We start from the raw sequence: 21,312 nt of genomic DNA, 5'->3' as shown, positions 1-21,312 counted from the left end.
GTATTAAAATTTATAATTATATCCTAACCGAAACACCTGCGTTTCATAGTAATCAGCGCTTGTGTAGCTGAAGTCACTTCCATCAATGTTTTTCTTGATTACCATGGTATTTAGCAAGTCAGTAGCATTGAAGTAAAGCTCTCCGTTGCCATTTTGGATCACTTTCTTAATTCCCATATCCAGCGTGAATCTAGCTTGGATTACGCCTTGGGGGATAATATCCTTTGCTAAATAAATGGCCGACAATTGCCCCGTGAAATTCTCTGAAAACCTGAATTTGGAGTTCCATTTTGCATTTCCTGAGAAAATTTCCTGCTTGTCTATTGTGAGTGTGTGCGCCTCAGGATAGAGATTCTCCACGGTGAAGGCGTCGATCTGATTATGATATCCATTCAGATTAAGATCAAAAGAGTACCAATCATTCACATCCTGATCCCAAATTATCTCGAAGCCAGAATTGTAGCTTTTTCCGGCATTTTGAAAAATGGCATAGATCAATTTATTGTCCCCAAATGTGGTGGATATCCGAGTAATAGTTCCATCTACACTGCGGTGATAAATTGCCAAATACAGCGATCCGCTGGACCAAGTCGTCTTCCAACCTAGTTCAAACGAATTTGTAAATTGGGGTTTCAATGCGGGATTTCCCACCTTGATAATCTCGGCATCATCGTACTTTGGAAAAATTCGTATATCCACTTCGTTTGGCCGATCCACCCTTCGGTTATAGGATACCGTCAGCTTATTCAGCTCATTGAGTTTATAAGAAACTCTGGTATTCGGAAATGGCTGGAAATAGGTATTACCATCACTTTTATAAGTTGGGTGATTTGGATTTACATCATAATTGAGTTTAAAGTATTCTAATCTTAGTCCTATTTCAGCATCCCATTTTTTGGACTCAAAAACATAATTGCCATAAACTGCCGGAATTATTTCTTTGTATGTCGCAGCTCCTCCAGCCAGTGAATCAATTGGCGAGTTCTCACTTGGAAAAAATTGCATGTTGGTAGGAATCCAACGACTTCGGAATTTCATTCCAGTTTCCAGTCTGCCATTTTTCAAAGGCTGTACATAGTCAAGGGTTACATCCACTACATTTTCATCCGAGAGCAATTTGAAAGCTTCTTCACCAGTATATTCTGGAAGTGTATTGGTGAAAAAATACTGCTCATCTTCTCTGTGAAAAGTGTAATTCAAACCGGCGGAAAGGCTGCGACCCGGATCTATAAAATTATGCTTTATAGCTACAGTCGCCATCACGGTAGTTTTTAACTCGTCTTCCAGAAACTGCCAAAGTCTCAACCGTTCAGAAAAATCTCCATTATAAAATGGCTGGTCACCCCTATCTATAATTTTTTCACTTCCGAAAAGCCCAGATATTGTCAAGGTATTTTGAGAATCTATCGTCCAATCCATTCCTGCTCTGGTGGTTAGGAAGTTTGTGTTTCTGTTTCGTTTTAACTGCTGATGAATGACAGTTCCGTCATCATAATTACGGGTGATATACTCATTTTTGTTCAAAGTCTCTGTATAGAGATTATCAGCCGAAAAGAAAAAATTCACATCCTTCTTCCGGTAATTAAGAGAAAGGGAAGGATTGATTTTCGGTGTGCCTTGGTATTGAGTTCTGATTCCTGGAAGATTTGCCTGCTTTTCCCAAAGAGCTCCCACACCTATTGCCAGACCCACTTTTCCATTAAATCCTTCCTGCTTTTCTTTCTTGAGAATAATATTGATGATGCCGCCATTACCGTTGGCATCGAATTTTGCTGAGGGATTATTGATGATTTCGATTCGCTCCACTGCTGAAGACGGTAAATTGTCAAGGCCCGTTTGATTCCCAAATCCAGTCAAAGCAGTCTGCTTTCCGTCGATCAACACGGCTATGCGATCATTTCCACGAATCTGCACTTTCCCCTCTTGGACAGTCACGCCCGGCAAGTTGGACATGGCTTGAAGAACTGAGCCCCCGCTTTGGCTTATGTTTTGTCCCAAATCGTAGGTTTTCTTGTCCATTTTGGCACTGACCTCCTCCAATTGTCCTATTACTTCTACTGTACCTAACTCTTGGAATGAGGCAGACAATGCGACCTCGCCAATATTTAAAAACGGAGAACTTGAACCTACGTACACCTCTTTCCGAACAGTTTCAAATCCTATAAAGCTTGCTTCCAATTCATAATTTCCAGGTGGGACATCCGAAAGCGTAAAAAGTCCAGCTTCATCAGAAATTGCACCAGTAACGAAAGTCGAATCTACTGATGTTCTTAGTACTATGTTAACATAAGACAAAGCTTCCTGAGAAGCTTTGTTCGTAATTTTCCCTGACAGCTTTACATTAGTTTCTTGGCCGAAAACAGCATGAGAAGCGAAGAAAGTAATCAGAAAAAAGGTTTTAAACTTCATAGTTGATAGTTTTCGCCTGAAAGATAGTGCACAATATCATTTGCAAGTTCCACATTGTCTTCTACGACCAGAATATTCTTCATCCTAATAAACTAGGTAGCTTGATTGGGAATTATATTTTTCACCTATTATTCAAAAAAGTGAATGATTTAGGCGGGAAAAGTCTAATTTATCCAGTCACTTTCGCGCTTAATAAACTCGCTAAGTGTGGAATAGACTCGGTCCTTTGACCAATCCAAAAACTCGTGATATGCATTCCCTTCATTGAAGCGAATGATTAATTTATCCCATTCCGATCGCTGCAATTGATATTTCACCATTAGGTTCTGACGGATGGTGTCTGAGTCAACTACTGCATAATATCCAGCCCTTCTACTGAGCCACTCCAGTTTCTTCTGGTATTCTCGTTCTTGTCTAGCTCGTTTAGTGAGAGAAGACAATACTCCTGCAATAGCTACTCCCCCAGTCAAATTTGGCGAATTTAAATACCCCGCAGTAATTCCACTTTTAATCGATGTTGCTACTTCTTCATCTGGATCAATTAGGGTTAGTTTTCCGTCTTTGAATCGAAAAGAATACGGTTCAGATTTGACTTCAAAAGTGGGTAGCAACCTAGCTCTATCCTGAATTTGAAGTAATAAAAATGTCTCTTCAGCCAAAACAATTTTTTGCTCCAAGAAACCAGGATAGGACAAACGCAAGGTGTCTCCAATTACTCCTTTCACAGAAAAATAGCCTCTGGCATTGGTAATTTGCAATTGATCAGTTCCTATTACTTCCACAGACACCCCTTCGAGATACATCTTATCATTTGCATCGAGCACATTGCCCGAATAAGTGCTTTGAGCCATTAAAGACGGGAGAAAAGCAAAACAAAGTAGTATTAGGAGTCTGAATCTCATGCAGCTCAAAAGTAGGTAGGGATTCCTCGGTTTTTGAATTTTATGGAGTTAAAGAAACTTAACCTAAGCTGAAAAATGCCTAATTACCCAATGATTCAATTCTAATAAGCTTATCGGTACCCAAAAATTCTGGTGTTTCAGTTCTGTACCACGTACGATTTGCTGGGATTTTCATTCCTTCAAATTCAGTAATACCTTCTAAATAAATAATTTCACCTTTTTGATTTGGCTCATCTTGATAGAATTTATATGCGGCCATTCTATAGCTTTCAGGCTCCATGTAGAAATACCAAATGTCTTTCTCATAAGGAACTCGCACCACGTGATAGGCAACGCCATCTAACTCCTCCATAGTGGTTAAAGCATCAATGGTAGTTCCGGAATCATGTAATTTCATCGGTAGACCCCAAAGAAAGGTGTAATAATTCCTACTCCGCAACGCACGCTCCAAGGACATATCTCCCATTTCCACATCTAGTGAATCATTCTGGACTACGTAGCTAATTCCGTCAATTTTATAAGCCATCCTTGATTGAGAATTATCCAGTGAAAAACTATAGCTTCTGGAAGATCTAGGCGCAGGCAAACTATCTTCTAGCACAAAAGTAGCTTTGAGGTGTTTCCAGTTTCCATTAGGATCATGAAATGCGATTGATTTCTCGATCATTTCCTCCCCTGTGAGATCAATTGGGAGTTTTTCAGTTGCACATGAACTGAACATTAAAAGCACTGTCAATAAGGTCAAGGAGTATTTCATCTCGATAAGTTAGCTTAAACTGACTAATTTTACCACATGGAATTTAAGCTTACACGATTTGCCCCTACACCCAGCGGCTTTTTACACTTGGGGAATCTTTACTCTTTTTTAGTGACAAAAGCTTTGGCAGAGAAGACTGGAGCTAAAATATTATTGAGAATCGATGACCTGGACCGGGATCGGTACAGACCAGAATATGTGCAGGATATTTTTGATATGTTAGACTTCATGGAGATCGGCTATGACCAGGGGCCAAAAAATATGCAGGAGTTCGACCAAGAATGGTCTCAAATTCATAGAATGAACAGTTATCTGGAAGCATTAGAGCAAATTCGAGAGCGTAAATTAGTGTTTGCCTGTGATTGCACGCGTAAGAAAATTCAGCAATTAGATTCCTCTGGCTATTATCTCGGACATTGCCAAGTCAGAAATATCCCATTGGAAAGAATTGACACGTGCTGGCGAATGGATACCTTCGACACTGATTTCATCAAGATCAAAACCTATTTACAAGGTCTGAAATCCTATACTCTTCCTGAAGACTCGGCTTTTTTCATTGTCAGAAAGAAAGACAAGCTTCCAGCATATCAACTCACCTCAGTTATAGACGATGTACACTATGGAGTTGATTTGGTGGTGAGAGGCCTTGATTTGCTGGGATCGACTTTGGATCAGCAAATCGTAGCAAATGGACTCGATCTTACCTCCTTCCAGAAAGCTACTTTTCATCATCATGCGCTATTGAAAGGTCCCAAAAACAAAAAGCTCTCGAAGACTGAAGGTGCTAATTCTATTCAATACCATAGAAATGAAGGGAAGAAACCGTCAGATGTATATCAGATTTTAGGCGAACTAATGGGAGCAAAAGAGCCAATTCAGAATTTTGAATCCTTCAAAAGCGAGTTATCTCTTTAAAGCTAAATCGTCCGCAGTGAAATCCGCTTTCTTACTGCGAATAAATCTTTTTCATAAAAAAAGCCGAAGAATTATCTCCGGCTTTCTAACTTTTTGGATCAGATTTCAAGTCAATTTTAGTCCATCACCTTCTCCATTCTGTTCTCTTGATACTTAATACTTGCTACTGAATACTCAATTATACTTAGCCGGCATATCAGGAGCTACCATAGATTTTTTGATGAACTCACGAATGTCTTCATTGGAAGTCTGTAAATCCTCAGCTCTCAAATACATCATGTGACCACTTCTGTAGCCTTTCCAAGTAAGTCTATCTGCCATTCTTCCAGATGGATCCATTTGCCAATGGTTGTATTTCGCATTAAAATAATCTGTACCACCATCAAAATAGCCAGACTGAGTCATAACATGCAAATAAGGATTTTGGCGCATTGCACTAGCTAGATCATAACCTGTGGTCTCATTAGTGCGATTCCAAGGATGTACTGGACCAAAAAGATTGTAGGTCAAGTCAGTTTTAAATTTAAGATGCTCTCTCACATACGTTTGAAACGAAGGTGCAAAAGCATGATTCCATGAAGATAAAGCCGGATCAAAATCAGGTCTAGAACCTGTACCTGCATTATCAAAACCTTTGTATCTGCTATCCAATCTACCCACGGTCATTCCTTTATCTCTAAGGAGCTCTTTCCAAAAGAAATTGGTAGGAATCATCAGGTTATGCTCCAAGACTACCTTTTTGCTCAAGCCAGAATAAAGCGCATATTTAGTAGCGATGGCATCTCGCTCTGCAGCTGTAAGCATACCGCCCTTCACGACGGCTGGAATCAGTTCATTTATTGTAAATGCTTCCACCTCAGGTAAAATTGCATCCAAGTCCTTGCTTTGCAAAGAAGCATCTAAGGCATTGTGATACCATGCAGTAGCTGCATAATAAGGCAGGTAATTAGAAGTATGGATTGGTTCGCCACGTTCAATTCCCATTTCAGTTGGAGAAACCAATACTACTCCGTTGAAATACATCCAATGGGAATTTTGAAGTTGTGCTACTAGGCCAGCTACACGAGTAGTGCCATAACTTTCACCTATCAAATATTTTGGCGAAGCCCATCTTCCCTGACGAGTAACAAAGGTATTCACCCAATCAGCCAGATATTTTATATCAGAATTGATTCCGAAGAATGTAGAACGATCGACTTCTTCATCTACTATTCTAGAAAAGCCAGTATTCACAGGATCTACATAGATAATGTCAGCTACGTCAAGGATAGAATAAGGATTTGACTTAGTGCCATAAGGCTGAAGCGGATAGCCTTCATCATCGATATTCAATACTACTGGTCCTGTGTATGCTATGTGCATCCAAATAGACGCAGAACCTGGTCCTCCATTGAATGAAATCACCAAAGGCCTGGTGTTCTTGTCAGAGATATCCGTTCGCTGATAGAAAGTGTAAAATAAGGAAGCGATTGGCTTGCCTTTTTCATTCCAAACTGGTTGCGTACCTGCAGTAGCTGTATAAGGGACTTTTTTGCCCTTGATAGTCGTAGTATGTGTAGTGACCACAGCAGATTCCACTTCGATTTGTCTTTCCGTTTGTGCCATCACAATAGAGAGACAAACAGAAAAGAGTAGTGTTAAACTTAATTTTCTCATAAAGTATGGGTTATAATTATTCGATTTTGAAGCTACAAATACTTAGTAAAAGAGGAGGAAAAATTACATAAGTGGAGACAATTTACTAGCCTTTTGAGGAAGATACTAGTCTAGCGATCACTACGGCAGGATATAAGATCCCTATTGTAGAAAGAAAAACAGATAACATCTTTGACATCACTTGGATAGGATATAAATCTCCAAATCCAACAGTGGTAAGAGATACCAAGCTAAAATATATATAGAGGGGAAAATCCTTGTCCAATCCTACCATGGTAAAATCCCCTCCAATTCCTGATCCAGTGGTGAGGTAAATAATTTCAAATAGGAATGCACCAAGAATCGCAACGAGTAAATAAACATTGATCGCTCCAATAACTCTATAAACATTCACTTCATGATTCCTAAATAACAGTCTGGTGTTCAGAAATATAAAAATCATCATATTCAATATGCCTACTATCCGCTCAGCCAGATAAAATTCAAAATCATAATTGGAAAACCGTATGATTCTCAGCCCCAAATGTGTTACAAAAAGTATGGAGGTTATGCCAATTAAAAGTCTATTAGTAGAAGACCAAATACCAGTGAAAAACAGAAACAAAAATACAGCATTGACAAAAAATGCATGGACATGTCCATATTCTATCAAAATAGGCAGCACAAAAACTGTGAATAATAATATGAGAAGTAATACCGCGAAGCTTGCATCAGTTAGCCAATATTCTGTAAACGAATGGAATGCGCGCTTTACTTGCTTACTTCTGTTGTATACAAATTGGTTCATCTAATTTTCAGTTTTGATCTTGCTATTAGTGTATAGTAAGAATATCAGCTTTTCTAAAAGTAGGGAATCAAATGCATCAAATTATTTGCTCAACTACCTGAACTTAATCACTTCTCCACAGGTACTTTAAAGCTAATAACGCTCTTCAAGTATTTTCATATGATGGGCAAAATGGCCTGGTATAATCCAAAATAAAGCTCTTGGCGTAATAGGATTGCCACTCGCAGTACCCACTAAGTCCAGCGTGTCTTCAGGTAATGTTCGGATCATCGATAATAAAGCTATGCGCTGAGCCATCAGATCATCAAGTAAATAGTGTAATTGCATCTCACCAAATCTCGCATTCAATACATAAGGATCCTGATCAAAACCCGGTAAGGCAGATTTCTCTCCTCTGGCAAAACAAAGTGCCCTGAAAGTCATAATTCGCTCAGTGTCGATCACGTGACCAAGCACTTCTTTGGGAGTCCATTTCCCTTCTTCGTAGGCAGTACTAGCCCATTCCAGTCCTTTTTTATGAAATAAACCTAAAAGTGAATCTGCCTGTTTTAAAATCTGCTCTTCATATTTATTTCCGGAGACTAGATTGAGATAGGTGGAGAAAAACGTTGAATAATCCCCTTCTTTCGGTTGGTCAAGTATTTTCATGTAATAATGCGTTGGCTAAAATATTTATGCCATAAATTTAAGTCATAAGTATAAAACACTCTCATATCATGCATAAAAGTTTACTTATTCTCTTTCTGGTACTTGGTAGTCAAGTGACCATGTCGCAAACCACTGTCATCAGAAATCCAGAGATAGCTCAGATGGTATCTGAAATTTCTTCAGATTCTTTAGAACATCACGTACGAAGATTAGCTTCTTTCAACTCCCGCCACACCTTAAATACCAATGCTGAAAATGGCATGCCTGCAGCTCAGCAGTACGTGCTTTCTAAATTCAACAATTTTGCGAAGCAATCAAATGGAAGAATGACTGCTGAAATAGAAAAATTCACTATTCCAGGTGATAAAAGGAGGGTTTTGGTAGATTCTCCCGGTGCAAATGTATTTGCTACACTTAAGGGAACAGACCCGGCAGATGACAGGATTTTCGTTATTTCTGGGCACATGGATTCCCGAAATAAGGATATCATGGATGTAGAAGGCAGTTCGCCAGGAGCCAATGATGATGGCAGCGGAACAGCCGCTGTAATAGAATTAGCAAGAGTCATGGCTTCTCATAAGTTCTCAGCCACTATCCTTTTTGTAGCATTTACTGGGGAAGAACAGGGACTCAAGGGAGCTACTTATATGTCTGATAAAGCAAAAGCCGAAGATTGGAACATCGCTGCAGTTCTGAATAATGATATTGTGGGAAATAGTAATTCGTCCGAGACACTGATCAAAGACAACTTGAAAATGCGAGTTTTCTCGGAAACAATTCCTATGGCGGAAACGGAGCAGCAAGCTACTATCAGACGCTCGATCAATGCTGACAATGATAGTGAATCCAGGCAACTTGCGCGATACATCAAAGAGCTTGGTGAGCGTTATGTAGATCAGTTTGAAGTGAAACTCATCTATAGATCAGATAGATTCCTGAGAGGTGGAGACCAAACTGCCTTTGCAAGAAATGCTTTCACAGCTGTAAGAATGTCTGAAATGAATGAAAACTTCCTACATCAGCACGAAAATGTACGCGTGGAAGATGGTGTACAATATGGCGACTTACCTGAATTCATGGATTTTGAATACTTGAGAAAAGTAGCTGCTGTAAATCTCGCGTCCCTAGCTTCATTAGCTAACTCACCTGATCAGCCCCAAGAAGTTAAAATTGATGTGCGCGGATTAAGCAATAAATCCACCTTGCTATGGAAAGCTTCGGTGATCGGAAAAACAAAAGGATACTACGTATTGATGAGAGAAACATCTTCAGCAGTGTGGGAACGCAAGTTCTGGACAACAGATACAACACTAACTCTCCCTTATTCAAAAGACAATTACTTCTTTGCAGTGCAATCAGTTTCAGAATCTGGAGCAGAAAGTTTGCCCGTAATCCCATCTCCACTTTCCAGATAAGCGCAGTTCTTAATTAAATCAATTCCAAATTCAATGAAAAGCTGAAGCTTATGGAACCACAGTGGTTATATTCGGTTTACTAATGGAAACACTATAACTATGAAAGCTAAAGAAATCGTAACGCTACAGCGTTCATTACTTGTCGATACAGAGAAATTACTAAATACTCAGGTAGAAATGGAAGGTACTTCTTCCGCTTATTATCTGTCAATGGCATCGTGGTGTCACATGATGGGCTATGAGAATGCTGCCAAATACCTCTATACACATTCAGATGAAGAGAGGATGCATATGATGAAAATTTTCCAATACATCAATGAAGCTGGAGGGCACGCATTTCAGCCTGAGATCACAGGTATTAGGCATAACTTCAATTCACTTCGAGAGATTTTTGAATTGATATTAGAACACGAGATTGCCGTGACTAAATCAATCAATAATATCGTGGATCATGCATTTTCCAAGAAGGATTTTGCAACGTTCAGTTTCATGCAATGGTATGTTACGGAACAAAGAGAGGAAGAGACTATGTCCAGAAGAGCATTGGAGCTCTTCGATATCATCGGAGAAGAAGGGGTTGGACTCTGGACTATTGATCAGGAGCTTGGAAAGCTGCATGCTGCAGCTCATCCCCAGGTATAACTCAAAAGCGGCTTTTCAGCCGCTTTTTTTTTGCGCTTAATTTTAAAACAAAAAAACTGAAAGTCACCACATTTAATTATATAGGTGATTTATAAGCTTTTACAAAGGCACCTTTTCTTTTTCAATTCATTTTTTCTTAGACAACTTTCCTATATCTTAATGAAGAATATTCTCCTACAAACTTCATAAAACCTTTTTTGTTATGAGTTTCAATAAGAGCCAAGCGGCATTTTTTCAGGCGCTCAAATTGTCATTGCCAAGCTATACTTCCTTGGTCGATGAGATCGCTGAAATTTTAGAAATCAGTATTGATAGTGCATACAGGAGGATTCGTGGAGAAAAACTTTTGGATTTCTCCGAACTGGAAATTCTTTGTAATCGATTCAATATATCTGTCGATTCATTTTTAAATCTTAACTCCAATGCTATCCTCTTTCAGGGCAATCAGAATGACTATCAGGAAAACAGTTTCACGAAATGGATGGAAGATGTACTTGCTCAACTTAATCTAGTAAACAGTTTTTCTAAAAAACACATCTACTGGCTGGTGAAGGACATGCCCCCTTTCCATCATTATTATCACAAAGAATTAGCGGCTTTTAAATTTTTTTTCTGGAGAAAATCAATCCTTTTCACGGATAGTCTTAAAAACTGCAAATACTCCATCCATGATAATTCTTATGACCAGTATGCAGAGGTAACTCAGAAAATCCTCAAAGTCTACCATAAAATTCCAACCACGGAAATATGGAATATAGAAAGCATCAACATTACGCTTCGGCAAATTGAGTTGTATCATGAAATGGGGATAATGACTGCCGTAGAAGACACTGTTTTTCTGTACAACTGCATGCTAGAAGTGATCGATAACTTAGAAAAAATGGCAGAAAAAGGAAAAAAGATTTTGCCTTCACATCCAGATATAGAAGGAGCAGATTACACGTTCTTCGTGAATGAATTTATCATAGGAGACAACACATTTTTTGCTACTATGGATGAACGTAAGGTTACTTACCTCAATCATAGCGTGATTTATTTTCATGGCACTTCAGACCCAAAGTTCAACGATGCCATGTTCCGGAATTTGGAAAACTTAATTAAAAAATCGAATCAAATCAGTCTCGTGGCCGAAAAAGAGCGTAAGCAATTTTTTAATAAACTCCGTAAAAAAGTAACAAATCAGCTAAATGCAACCGTTGAAAAGGAAGAGTAGCCAATTCATTTACCTCCAATCTCTGTTCTAGATGAAAAGAATCTTCTAATTTTGAAACTCAAGGAATATAATTATGCATAATAAAATTCAATACAGTCTAGCCACTGTAGTCATAGCAAGTTTTTCGTTTTTCTCCTGTCAAGAAAAAACTAAAGACAAGGTGATTGATGAAGACAAAATGATCATAGCCAATATGCCTGAACCTGCTGAAAAGGTGGAAGGTATGGCTTGGATTCCAGGAGGTGATTTTGTTATGGGAACCAATGAAGTGGATGCTTATTCTGCTGAAAAACCAGCTGTAGACCTTAAAGTTAACGGTTTTTGGATGGATACACATGAGGTCACCAATGCGCAGTTCATTAAGTTTGTAGATGCAACTGGCTTCATTACCGTAGCTGAGCAGGACTTGGATTGGGAAGAACTAAAAGTGCAATTACCCCCGAATACGCCAAAGCTAGATGACTCCAAATTAGTAGCAGGATCCATGGTTTTCAGCCCACCCTCCTACCCAGTTCCTACTCAGGATATTTCACTATGGTGGGAATGGGTAGATGGAGCAAGTTGGAAAAACCCAGAAGGACCAGGGTCGGATTTGAAAGGAAAAGAAAATCACCCAGTGGTGCATATCGCTTACGACGATGCTAAGGCTTATGCTGAATGGGCAGGCAAAAGGCTTCCAACTGAGAATGAATGGGAATTTGCGGCTAGAGGTGGTGCTAAAGGCAAACGTTTTGCATGGGGAGATGAATTAGCTCCTAACGGTCAATATTTGGCAAACACCTTTCAAGGTAATTTCCCAAATGACAATGAAAGCTTAGATGGATTTATAGGAACCTCTCCAGTCAAATCTTTTGCTCCCAATACATTTGGACTCTATGATATGATAGGAAACGTTTGGGAATTGACTGACGACTGGTATGATGCATTGAAATATGCAAGAATAGCAGGACAGGCCCCAAAATTAGATGCTAACATGAACCAATGCTACAACCCCGACAATCCATATGCCATGGAGCGAGTAATCAAAGGTGGTTCATACTTATGTGCAGATAATTACTGTGTAAACTACCGACCATCTGCCCGTCAAGGTCAGGCATTCGACAGCGGAACTTCCAATGTAGGGTTCAGATTGGTAAAAGATGCTGTGGACAAGACGATTAGCTTGAAGTAAAAAACTCAATAGAAAATAAAAAAGGACGTTTCTCATCAAGAAGCGTCCTTTTTTACTTAATACTTATCTCCAACTCTCCCTACCTACTCTATCCATCTGGAAATCTGCGGTCTTTCGGACAGAAAAAAAAGCTTATTCTTCCTCCCAATACGTAATCTGCGGTTTGAAACAAATAACACTTAAAAGTCCAACTTCTGGAAAACCGGACAACTTCTAAAATACCCTTCTCTTTGAATTTTATTTTTGCTATCTGTTGCTAAAAAAGATTATTGCAAATCGTAGCCTTTGGTAATTCTCTGAATGTATTTCCCAAGAATATCAAACTCCAAATTGACAAAGTCACCAGGCGATAGCTGATGAAAATTGGTGTGTTCAAAGGTGTACGGGATAATCGCAACGGAAAATCTACCTGGCCCAGAATTGAAACAAGTCAAGCTAGTGCCGTTGATCGTGATCGAACCTTTTTCTACGGTCACGTTCCCCAGTCCATGCTCAAACTCAAGATCAAACACCCAAGAGCCATTTTGATCAGTGATACTTTTTACAGTTCCCACTTGATCCACATGACCTTGAACTATATGACCATCAAAGCGACCATTGGCTGGCATACAACGCTCTAAATTCACATTCTTGCCAACTTTCCATTGGGCCAAATTAGTCTTCTGAATCGTCTCATCGATCGCGGTCACTCGGTAAGTATCTGGTGTAGTTTGCACTACAGTCAAACATATGCCATCATGAGCCAAAGACTGGTCGATTTTCAATTCTGAAGCAAGTGAAGATTCCAAATCAAAATGTACGTTGCTACCATCTTGGGTGATTGTTCGGATTGTACCAAAAGCTTCTATAATTCCTGTGAACATGGTGGTGAAGTTAACTTTCAAAGATTCAATGACTAAGCAACAAATGCCCAATTCAAGTTCAAATTAAGCCAAATATTCTTTTATCTTCGACCGTAGAACCACAAATAAAACATGCCCCTACTCAAACTCGAAGACACTTATTTACATAAAGGAAAACGGAGAGCACTGGTAACGTTACTTCGGGAAAAAGGAATAAAAAATGAACGTGTACTTCAGGCTATCAACACCTTACCTAGACATTTTTTCTTTGATTCAGCATTGATTTCCCATGCTTATGAAGACAAAGCCTTTCCGATCGGCGAAGGTCAGACAATCTCTCAACCCTACACAGTTGCCTTCCAAACAGAGCTTTTAGAACTCAAGGAAGGAGATCGAGTCCTAGAGATCGGGACAGGTTCTGGCTATCAAGGAAGTATTTTACATCTTCTTGGTGCAGAAGTATTTACGATAGAATATCAGAAGAAACTTTTTGAAGGAACCAAACGATTTTTAGCAAGATTGGGAATAGAAATGCACCTTTTCTACGGAGATGGTACCGGTGGATTGCCGGAATATGCGCAATACGATAAAATAATTGTTACCGCAGGTGCTCCTGTGGTGCCGGAGGCTTTGATTCAGCAGTTGAAAATCGGCGGTATACTAGTGATCCCCGTGGGCGACAAGCGTAAACAAGCCATGCTGAAAATCACTAAGAAGTCTACAACAAAAGTGGTTCAGGAAGAGTACGAGGGATTTGCTTTTGTACCATTGTTGGGAAAAGACGGTTGGGGCTGAAATAATTTAAAATTGGCTGAATTGATAATTGATAGCATTTCAGAATATTGTTTTGAATTAAACACTCTATACATTTTTCAGCCAAATATTATTTCTATTTTTGTTAAAATTTAGATTTATGAGTAGCAAGAAATTCGCCAGAGAGTCCGCAGTGATCATGACCGAAATGGTCCTTCCCAATGATACTAACACACTTAATAATCTTATGGGTGGCAAACTCATGCATTGGATGGATGTAGTCGCTGCAATTGCGGCACAGAAGCATTCCAATAGCATAGTCGTCACAGCCTCTGCAGATAATATTTCTTTCCAAGAACCAATTGCATTAGGGAATGTAGTAACACTGAAAGCTCAGGTTACCCGTGCATTTAATTCCTCTATGGAGGTATTTATAGAGGTGACAGCAGAAGATATCCCTGCCAATAAAAAAGTGATGACCAATCGTGCATTTTTTACTTTTGTAGCAGTGAATCAGGATAACAAACCTTCTAGAATCCCAGATTTAGTACCTGAAACACCTGAAGAAATCGAAAATTTTGAAGGTGCGCTGAGAAGAAGACAACTAAGACTGGTACTTGCAAAACGAATGAAACCTGAAGACGCGGTGGAGCTGAAGTCTATTTTCAACCTTCAATAGGATATTGGAAATAGATATTAACCTCAGGAAATGAAGCCTTCAGACTAAAGATCGTTTTCAAATTCTTTATTAGGAATGACTGGGAGATGAATTTTGTAGCTGGCAATTTAATTTGTCCATGTTGGCCAGGTCAAAATTCATTTCATTTGTGGTTTAAAAAACAAAAATAAGCAAAGGTTGATAGATATATCACTTCGCTTCTTTTGTGTTAAGGTTAATTATGAGCAATTTCCCACCATGGAAAATATGAGCATTCAGGAGCTCCAACATATCATTACCGAAGAACTTTTTTTCTTTGAAAAAGATCCTCAGTCAGAACAGGTAAAGGAAGAAACATTAGTTTCTTTAGAATCAGAAAAGCCAAAGACTCTTCCGAAGACAGTGCATATCGAAGAATCCTTATCTCGTAAAGATGAAATCAAACCTGAGCCATTGACAGTTCGCGGGAATTTTGAGAAGGGAATATTGGTATTGCATGAAGAAAAAGTACTCAAGCCTGAAGTACTGGAGATGCTTGGCAATATGATCAATGCGGTAGGCCATTCTATGAATGAAATGGGGCTACTTTCGTCAGACGAACTGGAGGGTAGAACCCTATCAGAGCTCTACGATTTAAATGCACATATTGTACTGAAATTTGGTCGTGTCAAACACCCTATCAATGCACTTCCAGCTTCTGATTACCATATTCATACTGAAGATGAAACTGAATACCTATTTGCAGACTCCCTGAGTACAATCTCGGAAGACAGAGCCTTGAAAGGCAAGCTTTGGAACACATTAAAAATTCTCTTTAACATAGCAAAATAATAATGAGCCTTACCCCTCAACAGCACACTTGGGCAAAGCGTTTTCGCTGGATCTCTCTTATCGAAGGTATTTCAACACTAGTTTTATTTGGAATAGCCATGCCACTCAAATATATGTTCGACTACCCATTGGCTGTAACTTATGTCGGTTCGGCTCACGGAGCGCTTTTCATCCTTTACATAGGAATGGTTTTCCCAACAGCCAAATATCTAAACTGGACTTTCACTAGAACTTTCTTTGCGATAGTCGCATCAATTCTTCCATTTGGCCCATTTATCTTTGATAGAAACTTAAAGAAAAGTCAGCACGTGGAATTGTAAAAATGGCACTAATCAGTAAAAAGAAGCTCATTTACCCGATCAGCAATGGACTGAGACGTTACCTGATTAAATACGGTCGGGAAGTGGATATTCCTATTCATTACTTTGAGTTGCTGCGCTTTTCCAGTTCCATAGCATTATATGATTCTAAGGATCAAGACACACTTTGGGAAACAGTATTCTACGAGCAATCTGACCGTGAGGAGATTCATTTAAATGTCAAAATGATTTACGCCTTGCTGAAATCAGGTGGAGATATGACAGTCATGGAGCACTTATTCGTGGATAGGATTGACCTGTGCGTGTATGGAAATACACAGCCTTTTCGGGTGCGAATAGTAAATAGAATCAATGATAATTTTGATTATTTCTATGTCAAAAATGCCGATGCCTCTAGAGTTTACGGTTTAGAGTTTGAGCACTTACTTTCTCCAAATAGAATCTCTTATCTAGTCCATCAAAACACGTTAATTGAAGAACACATCGCAGGGATTCCAGGTGATAAATTTATGCGTGCCCACATGGAGGACCCGCATTTGAATCCCATTAGATTAGCTAAGGAATTTGTCAAATTCAATGAGCGCTGTTTTGTGAGACTTCTTGGCGACATGCACTCTTCCAACTTCGTGATTGATGTGACTCCCGACTTTGAAGAAACTCATTACAGAATCCGAGCAATTGATTTTGATCAACAATCCTATGAGGGCAAAAAATCTATTTACCTACCCCAATATTTTAAGGAAAACAATGCTCTGATTCAGCTGGGCATGAAATATATCACGCCAGAATCTATGCTTCAATACCAGAAAGAAGAGCGGGCATTAATCTCTAGAAGATTAAAGACTGCTCGGCAAGGCATACTTGATATCTTACGATGCATGGAGCATGATGTCATCTCCCTACCGCAAAATATAACTTCGCTGAAAGAAGATCTCGCTAAGCACTATGGAAATGATAAATTCCTAGCATGCAAAAACATGGGGAGCATCATGAGAACAAGCCTCGAAGAGCTTATCAAGAAATAAGTACTGCTATTTTATCAGTCTTCTCAGGTAGACACCGTAGCCACTTTTACCTAATTTCTCAGCAGCTTGTAGCAATTTATCCTCTCCGATAAAACCTGCTCTATAAGCAATTTCCTCAATACATCCGATTTTCAAACCTTGACGTTCCTCGATTACTTCTACGAATTGAGCGGCTTGCAAAAGTGACTGATGTGTACCTGTATCTAGCCAAGCAGTTCCTCTGTTCAAGATCGCTACCTGAAGTTCACCCATCTTCAAATATTCGTTATTGATATCCGTGATTTCAAGTTCTCCACGTGGACTTGGCTTGATCTTCTTAGCTATTTCCACTACTCTGTTATCATAAAAATAAAGTCCTGGAACCGCAAAATTTGATTTAGGATTTTCAGGTTTTTCCTCGATGCTGATCGCCTTATGATTCTCATCAAATTCGACTACACCGTATCTTTCTGGATCGTTCACATGATATGCAAAAACAACTCCGCCTTCTGTTTCAGTGTAGGTCTGTAAGGTCGTATGTAATCCCGATCCGTAGAAAATATTATCCCCAAGAATAAGTGCTACTTTTTCATTGCCTATAAATTTCTCCCCTATAATGAAAGCTTGCGCTAAACCATCAGGACTAGGCTGCACAGCATATTCGAATTTGCACCCTACTTGAGATCCATCACCAAGCAAACGCTCAAAAGCCTCGTTATCTTCAGGAGTAGTGATAATTAATACCTCTGTGATCCCTGCCATCATCAATACAGAAAGCGGATAATAGATCATCGGCTTGTCATATACTGGCATCAACTGCTTACTAACTGAAATTGTCAGCGGATATAATCGCGTTCCAGACCCTCCGGCCAAAATAATTCCCTTCATATGTGTCTATAGTTTATTTTTTTATTTCCCTCCCCAAACTCAAAAATGAATCCAATTCTCAAATCACTAGAATATTAGAAAATCTTATCTAAATAATATGATTATCCGCATCCAATAACTATACTAATATGCCAGTAGCCTTATTTCTAAACAAACTTTAAGATTGCTGGCACTTCAGTTACTAGCCTCACAATAACTTTCGGGATGAAAAACTATAATGATTGGAATTTGGGGTAGCTTATAGCTCAAAGTTACTCAAAGAGTGAAAATTAAAAAAATAAGTGATGAAAACACTATTTGCTTCTTTGGGATCTCGTGGTGATATCGAACCATTTTTAGCGCAAGCAGAGATTTTTGCAGAGGCAGGACATGAAGTTATTTGTCTTTTTCCAGAGCAATTCAGAGAAACTGTGACCCAGCTTGGGTATGAGTTCATCGGTTTTGATAAAGGCTTTTTAGAATTGCTAGACACGCAAAGTGGAAAAACCATCATGGGCGGAGGCGGAAATGCCTGGAATCAACTTAAAAATTATTTTAAGCTGGCAAAAGATTCCTTGAATATACAGCATACGCTAATCACACAGCAACGAGATGCTCTCAGGACTCATAAACCAGATAGAATAGTCTTTCATGCAAAATGTCTATTCTACCATTTAGCTGCTATGGCAGATCCAGACCGCTTTACTTTTCTTACTCCGATACCGTGCATGACGCATCCTACCAGTGAATTTCCACACATAGGTTTCGGTAAGTGGAAATTTAGCTCCACATGGAATTTACACAGTTATGGTTTGATAAATGGCATAAGACGCTTAGCTATGAAAAAATTCCTTGGAAAATTCTATGCGGATTTTCCCTCTACAAAGATCAACTTAAAGAGTATTAAGGAATTTGAGCAGAACCGACTGCAAACAATCTATGCTATTTCCCCATCCCTATTTCCAAGACCGGATAATTGGCCAGAATCTGCAAAGATCGTTGGGTACTATTTCAGAAATCAACTGAAGGAATACCAACCCTCAGCAGCACTAGTTTCTTGGCTCACAAAGTATCCCAAAGCGATCTTGATCACCTTCGGATCTATGAGCAATACCAAGCCAAAGGAGCATTCAAAAACGATTATAGATTTACTCCAAAAGCATCAGATACCAACAATCGTAAACTTTTCTTGGGGAGGTTTGGAGCAATCAGATAACAGTGATGAGTCTATTTTCTATATAAATCAAATTCCTTACGACTGGATTTTACCCAAGCTTTACGGCATCATTCACCATGGAGGCTCAGGAACCACACATCAAGGAACCACTCACGGTTGTGTCCAAATGATAGTTCCGCATATAATTGATCAGTATTTTTGGAATCGAATAATAGCAGAAAGACAACTCGGTCCTCTTGGAACAAGCATTCATGGGTTGGATGCAGAAAAATTTGAAATAGCTTTAATAGACTTTTGGAGAAATCCTGTATATGCGAAAAATGCTCTTAAACTCTCTGAAACTATCCAAACTGAAGTAATTCGGACCGCAGTTCTGAACCACGTGATAAAAAAATAATATGAATAGAATTATACTTATCCTCTCCATCCTTACAGTTCTTTTAATTACTGGCTGTCAATCGAATTCTGATATCACTTTTACTTCAGAAGTGACAGAAGAGTTTAGACCTACTTACCATTTCACTCCAGAATCAGGCTGGATGAATGACCCCAATGGATTGATTTACTTAGATGGAGAATATCACCTTTTTTACCAGCACTATCCAGATAGTACTGTTTGGGGACCTATGCACTGGGGGCATGCCGTTTCAAGTGATTTGGTCAACTGGGAGCATTTACCGATTGCGCTATTCCCAGATAGTTTAGGTTATATTTTCTCAGGAAGTGCCGTACTGGATACCGAAAACACTTCTGGCTTAGGCACTGCCGAAACTCCTCCAATAGTAGCAATATTTACCTATCACAATGCTGAGGAAGCGAATACTAAATCACAAACTTTTCAGTCTCAAGCCATTGCTTTCTCTCTTGACAAAGGAAGAACATGGCAGAAATATGAAGGAAATCCTGTCCTACCAAATCCTGGAATTCGTGATTTCCGAGACCCGAAAGTCTCACAAATCACAAACGAAAATGGCACCAAATCCTGGATAATGACCTTGGCCGTGCTCGATCAAATCAATTTCTATAGTTCTCCAGATCTTAAAAGCTGGACTTTACTCAGTGAATTTGGGAAGACAATAGGCGCACATGGAGGGGTGTGGGAATGTCCAGACCTACTTCCGTTCAAAACCCCATCAGGAGAAGGAAAATGGGTACTTCTTGTCAGCATAAATCCTGGAGGCCCACAAAATGGCTCAGCAACTCAATACTTTATTGGCGACTTCAAAAATGGACAATTCACACCTGACGACACCATGATTCGATGGCTAGATTATGGGCCAGATAATTACGCTGGAGTAACTTGGAGCAATCTTCCTTCCGATCACGACAGAACGCTTTTTATAGGCTGGATGAGTAATTGGCTGTATGCGAATGAAGTGCCTACCAAGGCATGGAGATCAGCTATGACCCTTCCGCGAGAATTAAGTTTATTCGATGTAGATGGCACCCTTCTTTTAAAATCTGCTCCCGCAAAAGAACTTGAGAAACTACGGGATAAAGAATACAAAGTAACCAAGAAATCTTCCTCATTGCCATCAGAGGCTGTAGAACTGATCTCGGAGGTCAATTCTGATTCCTTTATGGTAACTTTTTCTAATGAGCTGAATGAAAAATTAGTAATCAGCAAAGAACTTGGCTTAGTGAATATAGATCGCAGAAATGCTGGTAAAAGTACTTTTCAGCGAGATTTCGCAGCGATTCATTCTGCTCCTATGAGTTGGGAAGCTACTGAGATTCGGATATTTCTGGACGCTTCCTCCGTCGAACTATTTGTGAATGATGGTGAATTGGTGATGACTTCCATCCTATTTCCATCTAGTCCTTGGAAAACTGTAGAGGTTTCTGATCAGGTCAACTCCTTAAAAATCTATAATTTGAAAAAATAAGCAGCCTTAGATAGTGAATTCTAATACAATTTTATTCTACATTTATTCACATACTCTTAAAAAATGAAAAAACAGCTATCAACCGTAATGATTTCCCTGAGTTGGGTCTTATGGTTCGCGGCTGTTATTGCTTTTCCAGTAGATAGCGGCGCACATCACTTCTCCCACGATTCTGTCTCTGCTCTTCCCACGCATAAACTAATTCAATATAATTGTAGTCCAGAATTACTAGAAATTCCAAATTTTAAAGTGGATTGGAGCCTTAATGCTAAGCTAAACCCAGCTTGGTATGTTGACTTACATTTTCTTAATGAAGTTTATTTATCTCCTTCATTTTTTAAAAAATCGACTCCACTTTTCGATGTCAAGGACACCTTCATTCATTTTTTCTACACTTGGTAGTTTAGAATAGATTAATAAAATGCGATTTATAATCGCCTAAAAATCTCTTCATTCTAA

The 21,312-nt window shown here is 39.2% G+C and carries 21 protein-coding genes; 13 read left to right on the top strand and 8 right to left on the bottom strand.

Annotation, left to right across the window (positions count from 1 at the left end):
* Positions 1–3: 3 nt before the first annotated feature.
* The 3 genes from BVH02_RS15315 to BVH02_RS15305 form a co-directional block, all read right to left on the bottom strand.
* Complete coding sequence (locus BVH02_RS15315; RefSeq protein WP_086502343.1) at positions 4–2,409, bottom strand: outer membrane beta-barrel family protein; 2,406 nt, start codon at positions 2,407–2,409, stop codon at positions 4–6.
* A gap of 164 nt (positions 2,410–2,573) precedes the next feature.
* The gene (locus BVH02_RS15310; RefSeq protein WP_111357156.1) at positions 2,574–3,311 is read right to left on the bottom strand and encodes a carboxypeptidase-like regulatory domain-containing protein; all 738 of its coding nucleotides are present in this window, start codon (positions 3,309–3,311) and stop codon (positions 2,574–2,576) included.
* A gap of 79 nt (positions 3,312–3,390) precedes the next feature.
* A complete protein-coding gene (locus BVH02_RS15305; RefSeq protein ID WP_143244226.1) occupies positions 3,391–4,068 on the bottom strand; it encodes a DUF6503 family protein in 678 nt (225 codons plus the stop codon).
* A 36-nt stretch (positions 4,069–4,104) separates the two neighbouring features.
* Between BVH02_RS15305 and BVH02_RS15300 the strand changes: the two genes are divergently transcribed.
* Positions 4,105–4,983 (top strand): glutamate--tRNA ligase family protein, encoded by an 879-nt coding sequence (locus tag BVH02_RS15300; protein WP_086502340.1) that lies wholly within the window; start codon positions 4,105–4,107, stop codon positions 4,981–4,983.
* 174 nt (positions 4,984–5,157) lie between these two features.
* Here the strand turns inward: BVH02_RS15300 and BVH02_RS15295 are convergent, their stop codons facing one another.
* The 3 genes from BVH02_RS15295 to BVH02_RS15285 form a co-directional block, all read right to left on the bottom strand.
* The gene (locus BVH02_RS15295; protein ID WP_086502339.1) at positions 5,158–6,639 is read right to left on the bottom strand and encodes a S10 family peptidase; all 1,482 of its coding nucleotides are present in this window, start codon (positions 6,637–6,639) and stop codon (positions 5,158–5,160) included.
* Between the two features lie 85 nt (positions 6,640–6,724).
* Complete coding sequence (locus BVH02_RS15290; RefSeq protein ID WP_086502338.1) at positions 6,725–7,426, bottom strand: potassium channel family protein; 702 nt, start codon at positions 7,424–7,426, stop codon at positions 6,725–6,727.
* 132 nt (positions 7,427–7,558) lie between these two features.
* Positions 7,559–8,074, bottom strand: a complete 516-nt coding sequence (locus BVH02_RS15285) for a DinB family protein (RefSeq protein WP_086502337.1) — start codon at positions 8,072–8,074, stop codon at positions 7,559–7,561.
* A 68-nt stretch (positions 8,075–8,142) separates the two neighbouring features.
* Here BVH02_RS15285 and BVH02_RS15280 point away from each other — a divergent pair, with 68 nt between their 5' ends.
* From BVH02_RS15280 to BVH02_RS15265, 4 genes are all read left to right on the top strand, one after another.
* Positions 8,143–9,489: a M20/M25/M40 family metallo-hydrolase gene (locus BVH02_RS15280; RefSeq protein WP_086502336.1), complete on the top strand. Its 1,347-nt coding sequence runs from the start codon at positions 8,143–8,145 to the stop codon at positions 9,487–9,489.
* 99 nt (positions 9,490–9,588) lie between these two features.
* Positions 9,589–10,131 carry a ferritin gene (locus BVH02_RS15275; protein WP_086502335.1) on the top strand — a complete coding sequence of 181 codons (543 nt, stop codon included), beginning with the start codon at positions 9,589–9,591 and terminating at the stop codon, positions 10,129–10,131.
* A 202-nt stretch (positions 10,132–10,333) separates the two neighbouring features.
* The gene (locus BVH02_RS15270) at positions 10,334–11,344 is read left to right on the top strand and encodes a hypothetical protein (RefSeq protein ID WP_086502334.1); all 1,011 of its coding nucleotides are present in this window, start codon (positions 10,334–10,336) and stop codon (positions 11,342–11,344) included.
* A gap of 73 nt (positions 11,345–11,417) precedes the next feature.
* Positions 11,418–12,515, top strand: a complete 1,098-nt coding sequence (locus BVH02_RS15265) for a formylglycine-generating enzyme family protein (protein WP_086502333.1) — start codon at positions 11,418–11,420, stop codon at positions 12,513–12,515.
* A gap of 266 nt (positions 12,516–12,781) precedes the next feature.
* On the opposite strand, the gene BVH02_RS15260 is transcribed toward BVH02_RS15265, so the two are convergent.
* Positions 12,782–13,378 (bottom strand): riboflavin synthase, encoded by a 597-nt coding sequence (locus BVH02_RS15260; protein WP_086502332.1) that lies wholly within the window; start codon positions 13,376–13,378, stop codon positions 12,782–12,784.
* A gap of 111 nt (positions 13,379–13,489) precedes the next feature.
* On the opposite strand from BVH02_RS15260, the gene BVH02_RS15255 reads away from it, so the two are divergent.
* The 5 genes from BVH02_RS15255 to BVH02_RS15235 all read left to right on the top strand — a co-directional run bounded on the left by BVH02_RS15255 (position 13,490) and on the right by BVH02_RS15235 (position 16,944).
* Positions 13,490–14,152, top strand: coding sequence for a protein-L-isoaspartate(D-aspartate) O-methyltransferase (locus BVH02_RS15255; protein WP_086502331.1), 663 nt, complete (start codon positions 13,490–13,492; stop codon positions 14,150–14,152).
* Positions 14,153–14,270: 118 nt separating this feature from the next.
* A complete protein-coding gene (locus BVH02_RS15250; protein WP_086502330.1) occupies positions 14,271–14,789 on the top strand; it encodes an acyl-CoA thioesterase in 519 nt (172 codons plus the stop codon).
* 246 nt (positions 14,790–15,035) lie between these two features.
* Positions 15,036–15,599 (top strand): hypothetical protein, encoded by a 564-nt coding sequence (locus BVH02_RS15245; RefSeq protein ID WP_143244225.1) that lies wholly within the window; start codon positions 15,036–15,038, stop codon positions 15,597–15,599.
* 2 nt (positions 15,600–15,601) lie between these two features.
* Entirely contained in the window at positions 15,602–15,919 is a 318-nt protein-coding gene (locus BVH02_RS15240; RefSeq protein ID WP_086502328.1) for a DUF3817 domain-containing protein, read from the top strand.
* A gap of 2 nt (positions 15,920–15,921) precedes the next feature.
* Positions 15,922–16,944, top strand: a complete 1,023-nt coding sequence (locus BVH02_RS15235) for a hypothetical protein (protein ID WP_086502327.1) — start codon at positions 15,922–15,924, stop codon at positions 16,942–16,944.
* 6 nt (positions 16,945–16,950) lie between these two features.
* On the opposite strand, the gene rfbA is transcribed toward BVH02_RS15235, so the two are convergent.
* Entirely contained in the window at positions 16,951–17,811 is an 861-nt protein-coding gene (gene rfbA, locus BVH02_RS15230) for a glucose-1-phosphate thymidylyltransferase RfbA (protein ID WP_086502326.1), read from the bottom strand.
* A gap of 284 nt (positions 17,812–18,095) precedes the next feature.
* On the opposite strand from rfbA, the gene BVH02_RS15225 reads away from it, so the two are divergent.
* The 3 genes from BVH02_RS15225 (at position 18,096) to BVH02_RS15215 (ending at position 21,255) form a co-directional block, all read left to right on the top strand.
* Positions 18,096–19,364, top strand: coding sequence for a glycosyltransferase (locus BVH02_RS15225; protein ID WP_086502325.1), 1,269 nt, complete (start codon positions 18,096–18,098; stop codon positions 19,362–19,364).
* 1 nt (position 19,365) lies between these two features.
* Positions 19,366–20,853, top strand: a complete 1,488-nt coding sequence (locus tag BVH02_RS15220) for a glycoside hydrolase family 32 protein (RefSeq protein ID WP_086502324.1) — start codon at positions 19,366–19,368, stop codon at positions 20,851–20,853.
* Between the two features lie 63 nt (positions 20,854–20,916).
* Positions 20,917–21,255, top strand: coding sequence for a hypothetical protein (locus BVH02_RS15215; protein WP_086502323.1), 339 nt, complete (start codon positions 20,917–20,919; stop codon positions 21,253–21,255).
* Positions 21,256–21,312: the final 57 nt, after the last annotated feature.

The sequence above is a fragment of the Algoriphagus ratkowskyi genome, from assembly GCF_002150505.1.
In the GTDB taxonomy this organism is placed as follows: domain Bacteria; phylum Bacteroidota; class Bacteroidia; order Cytophagales; family Cyclobacteriaceae; genus Algoriphagus; species Algoriphagus ratkowskyi.
The sequence above is the reverse complement of the archived record's forward strand: the minus strand, read 5'-3'. Positions and strand labels throughout refer to the sequence as shown.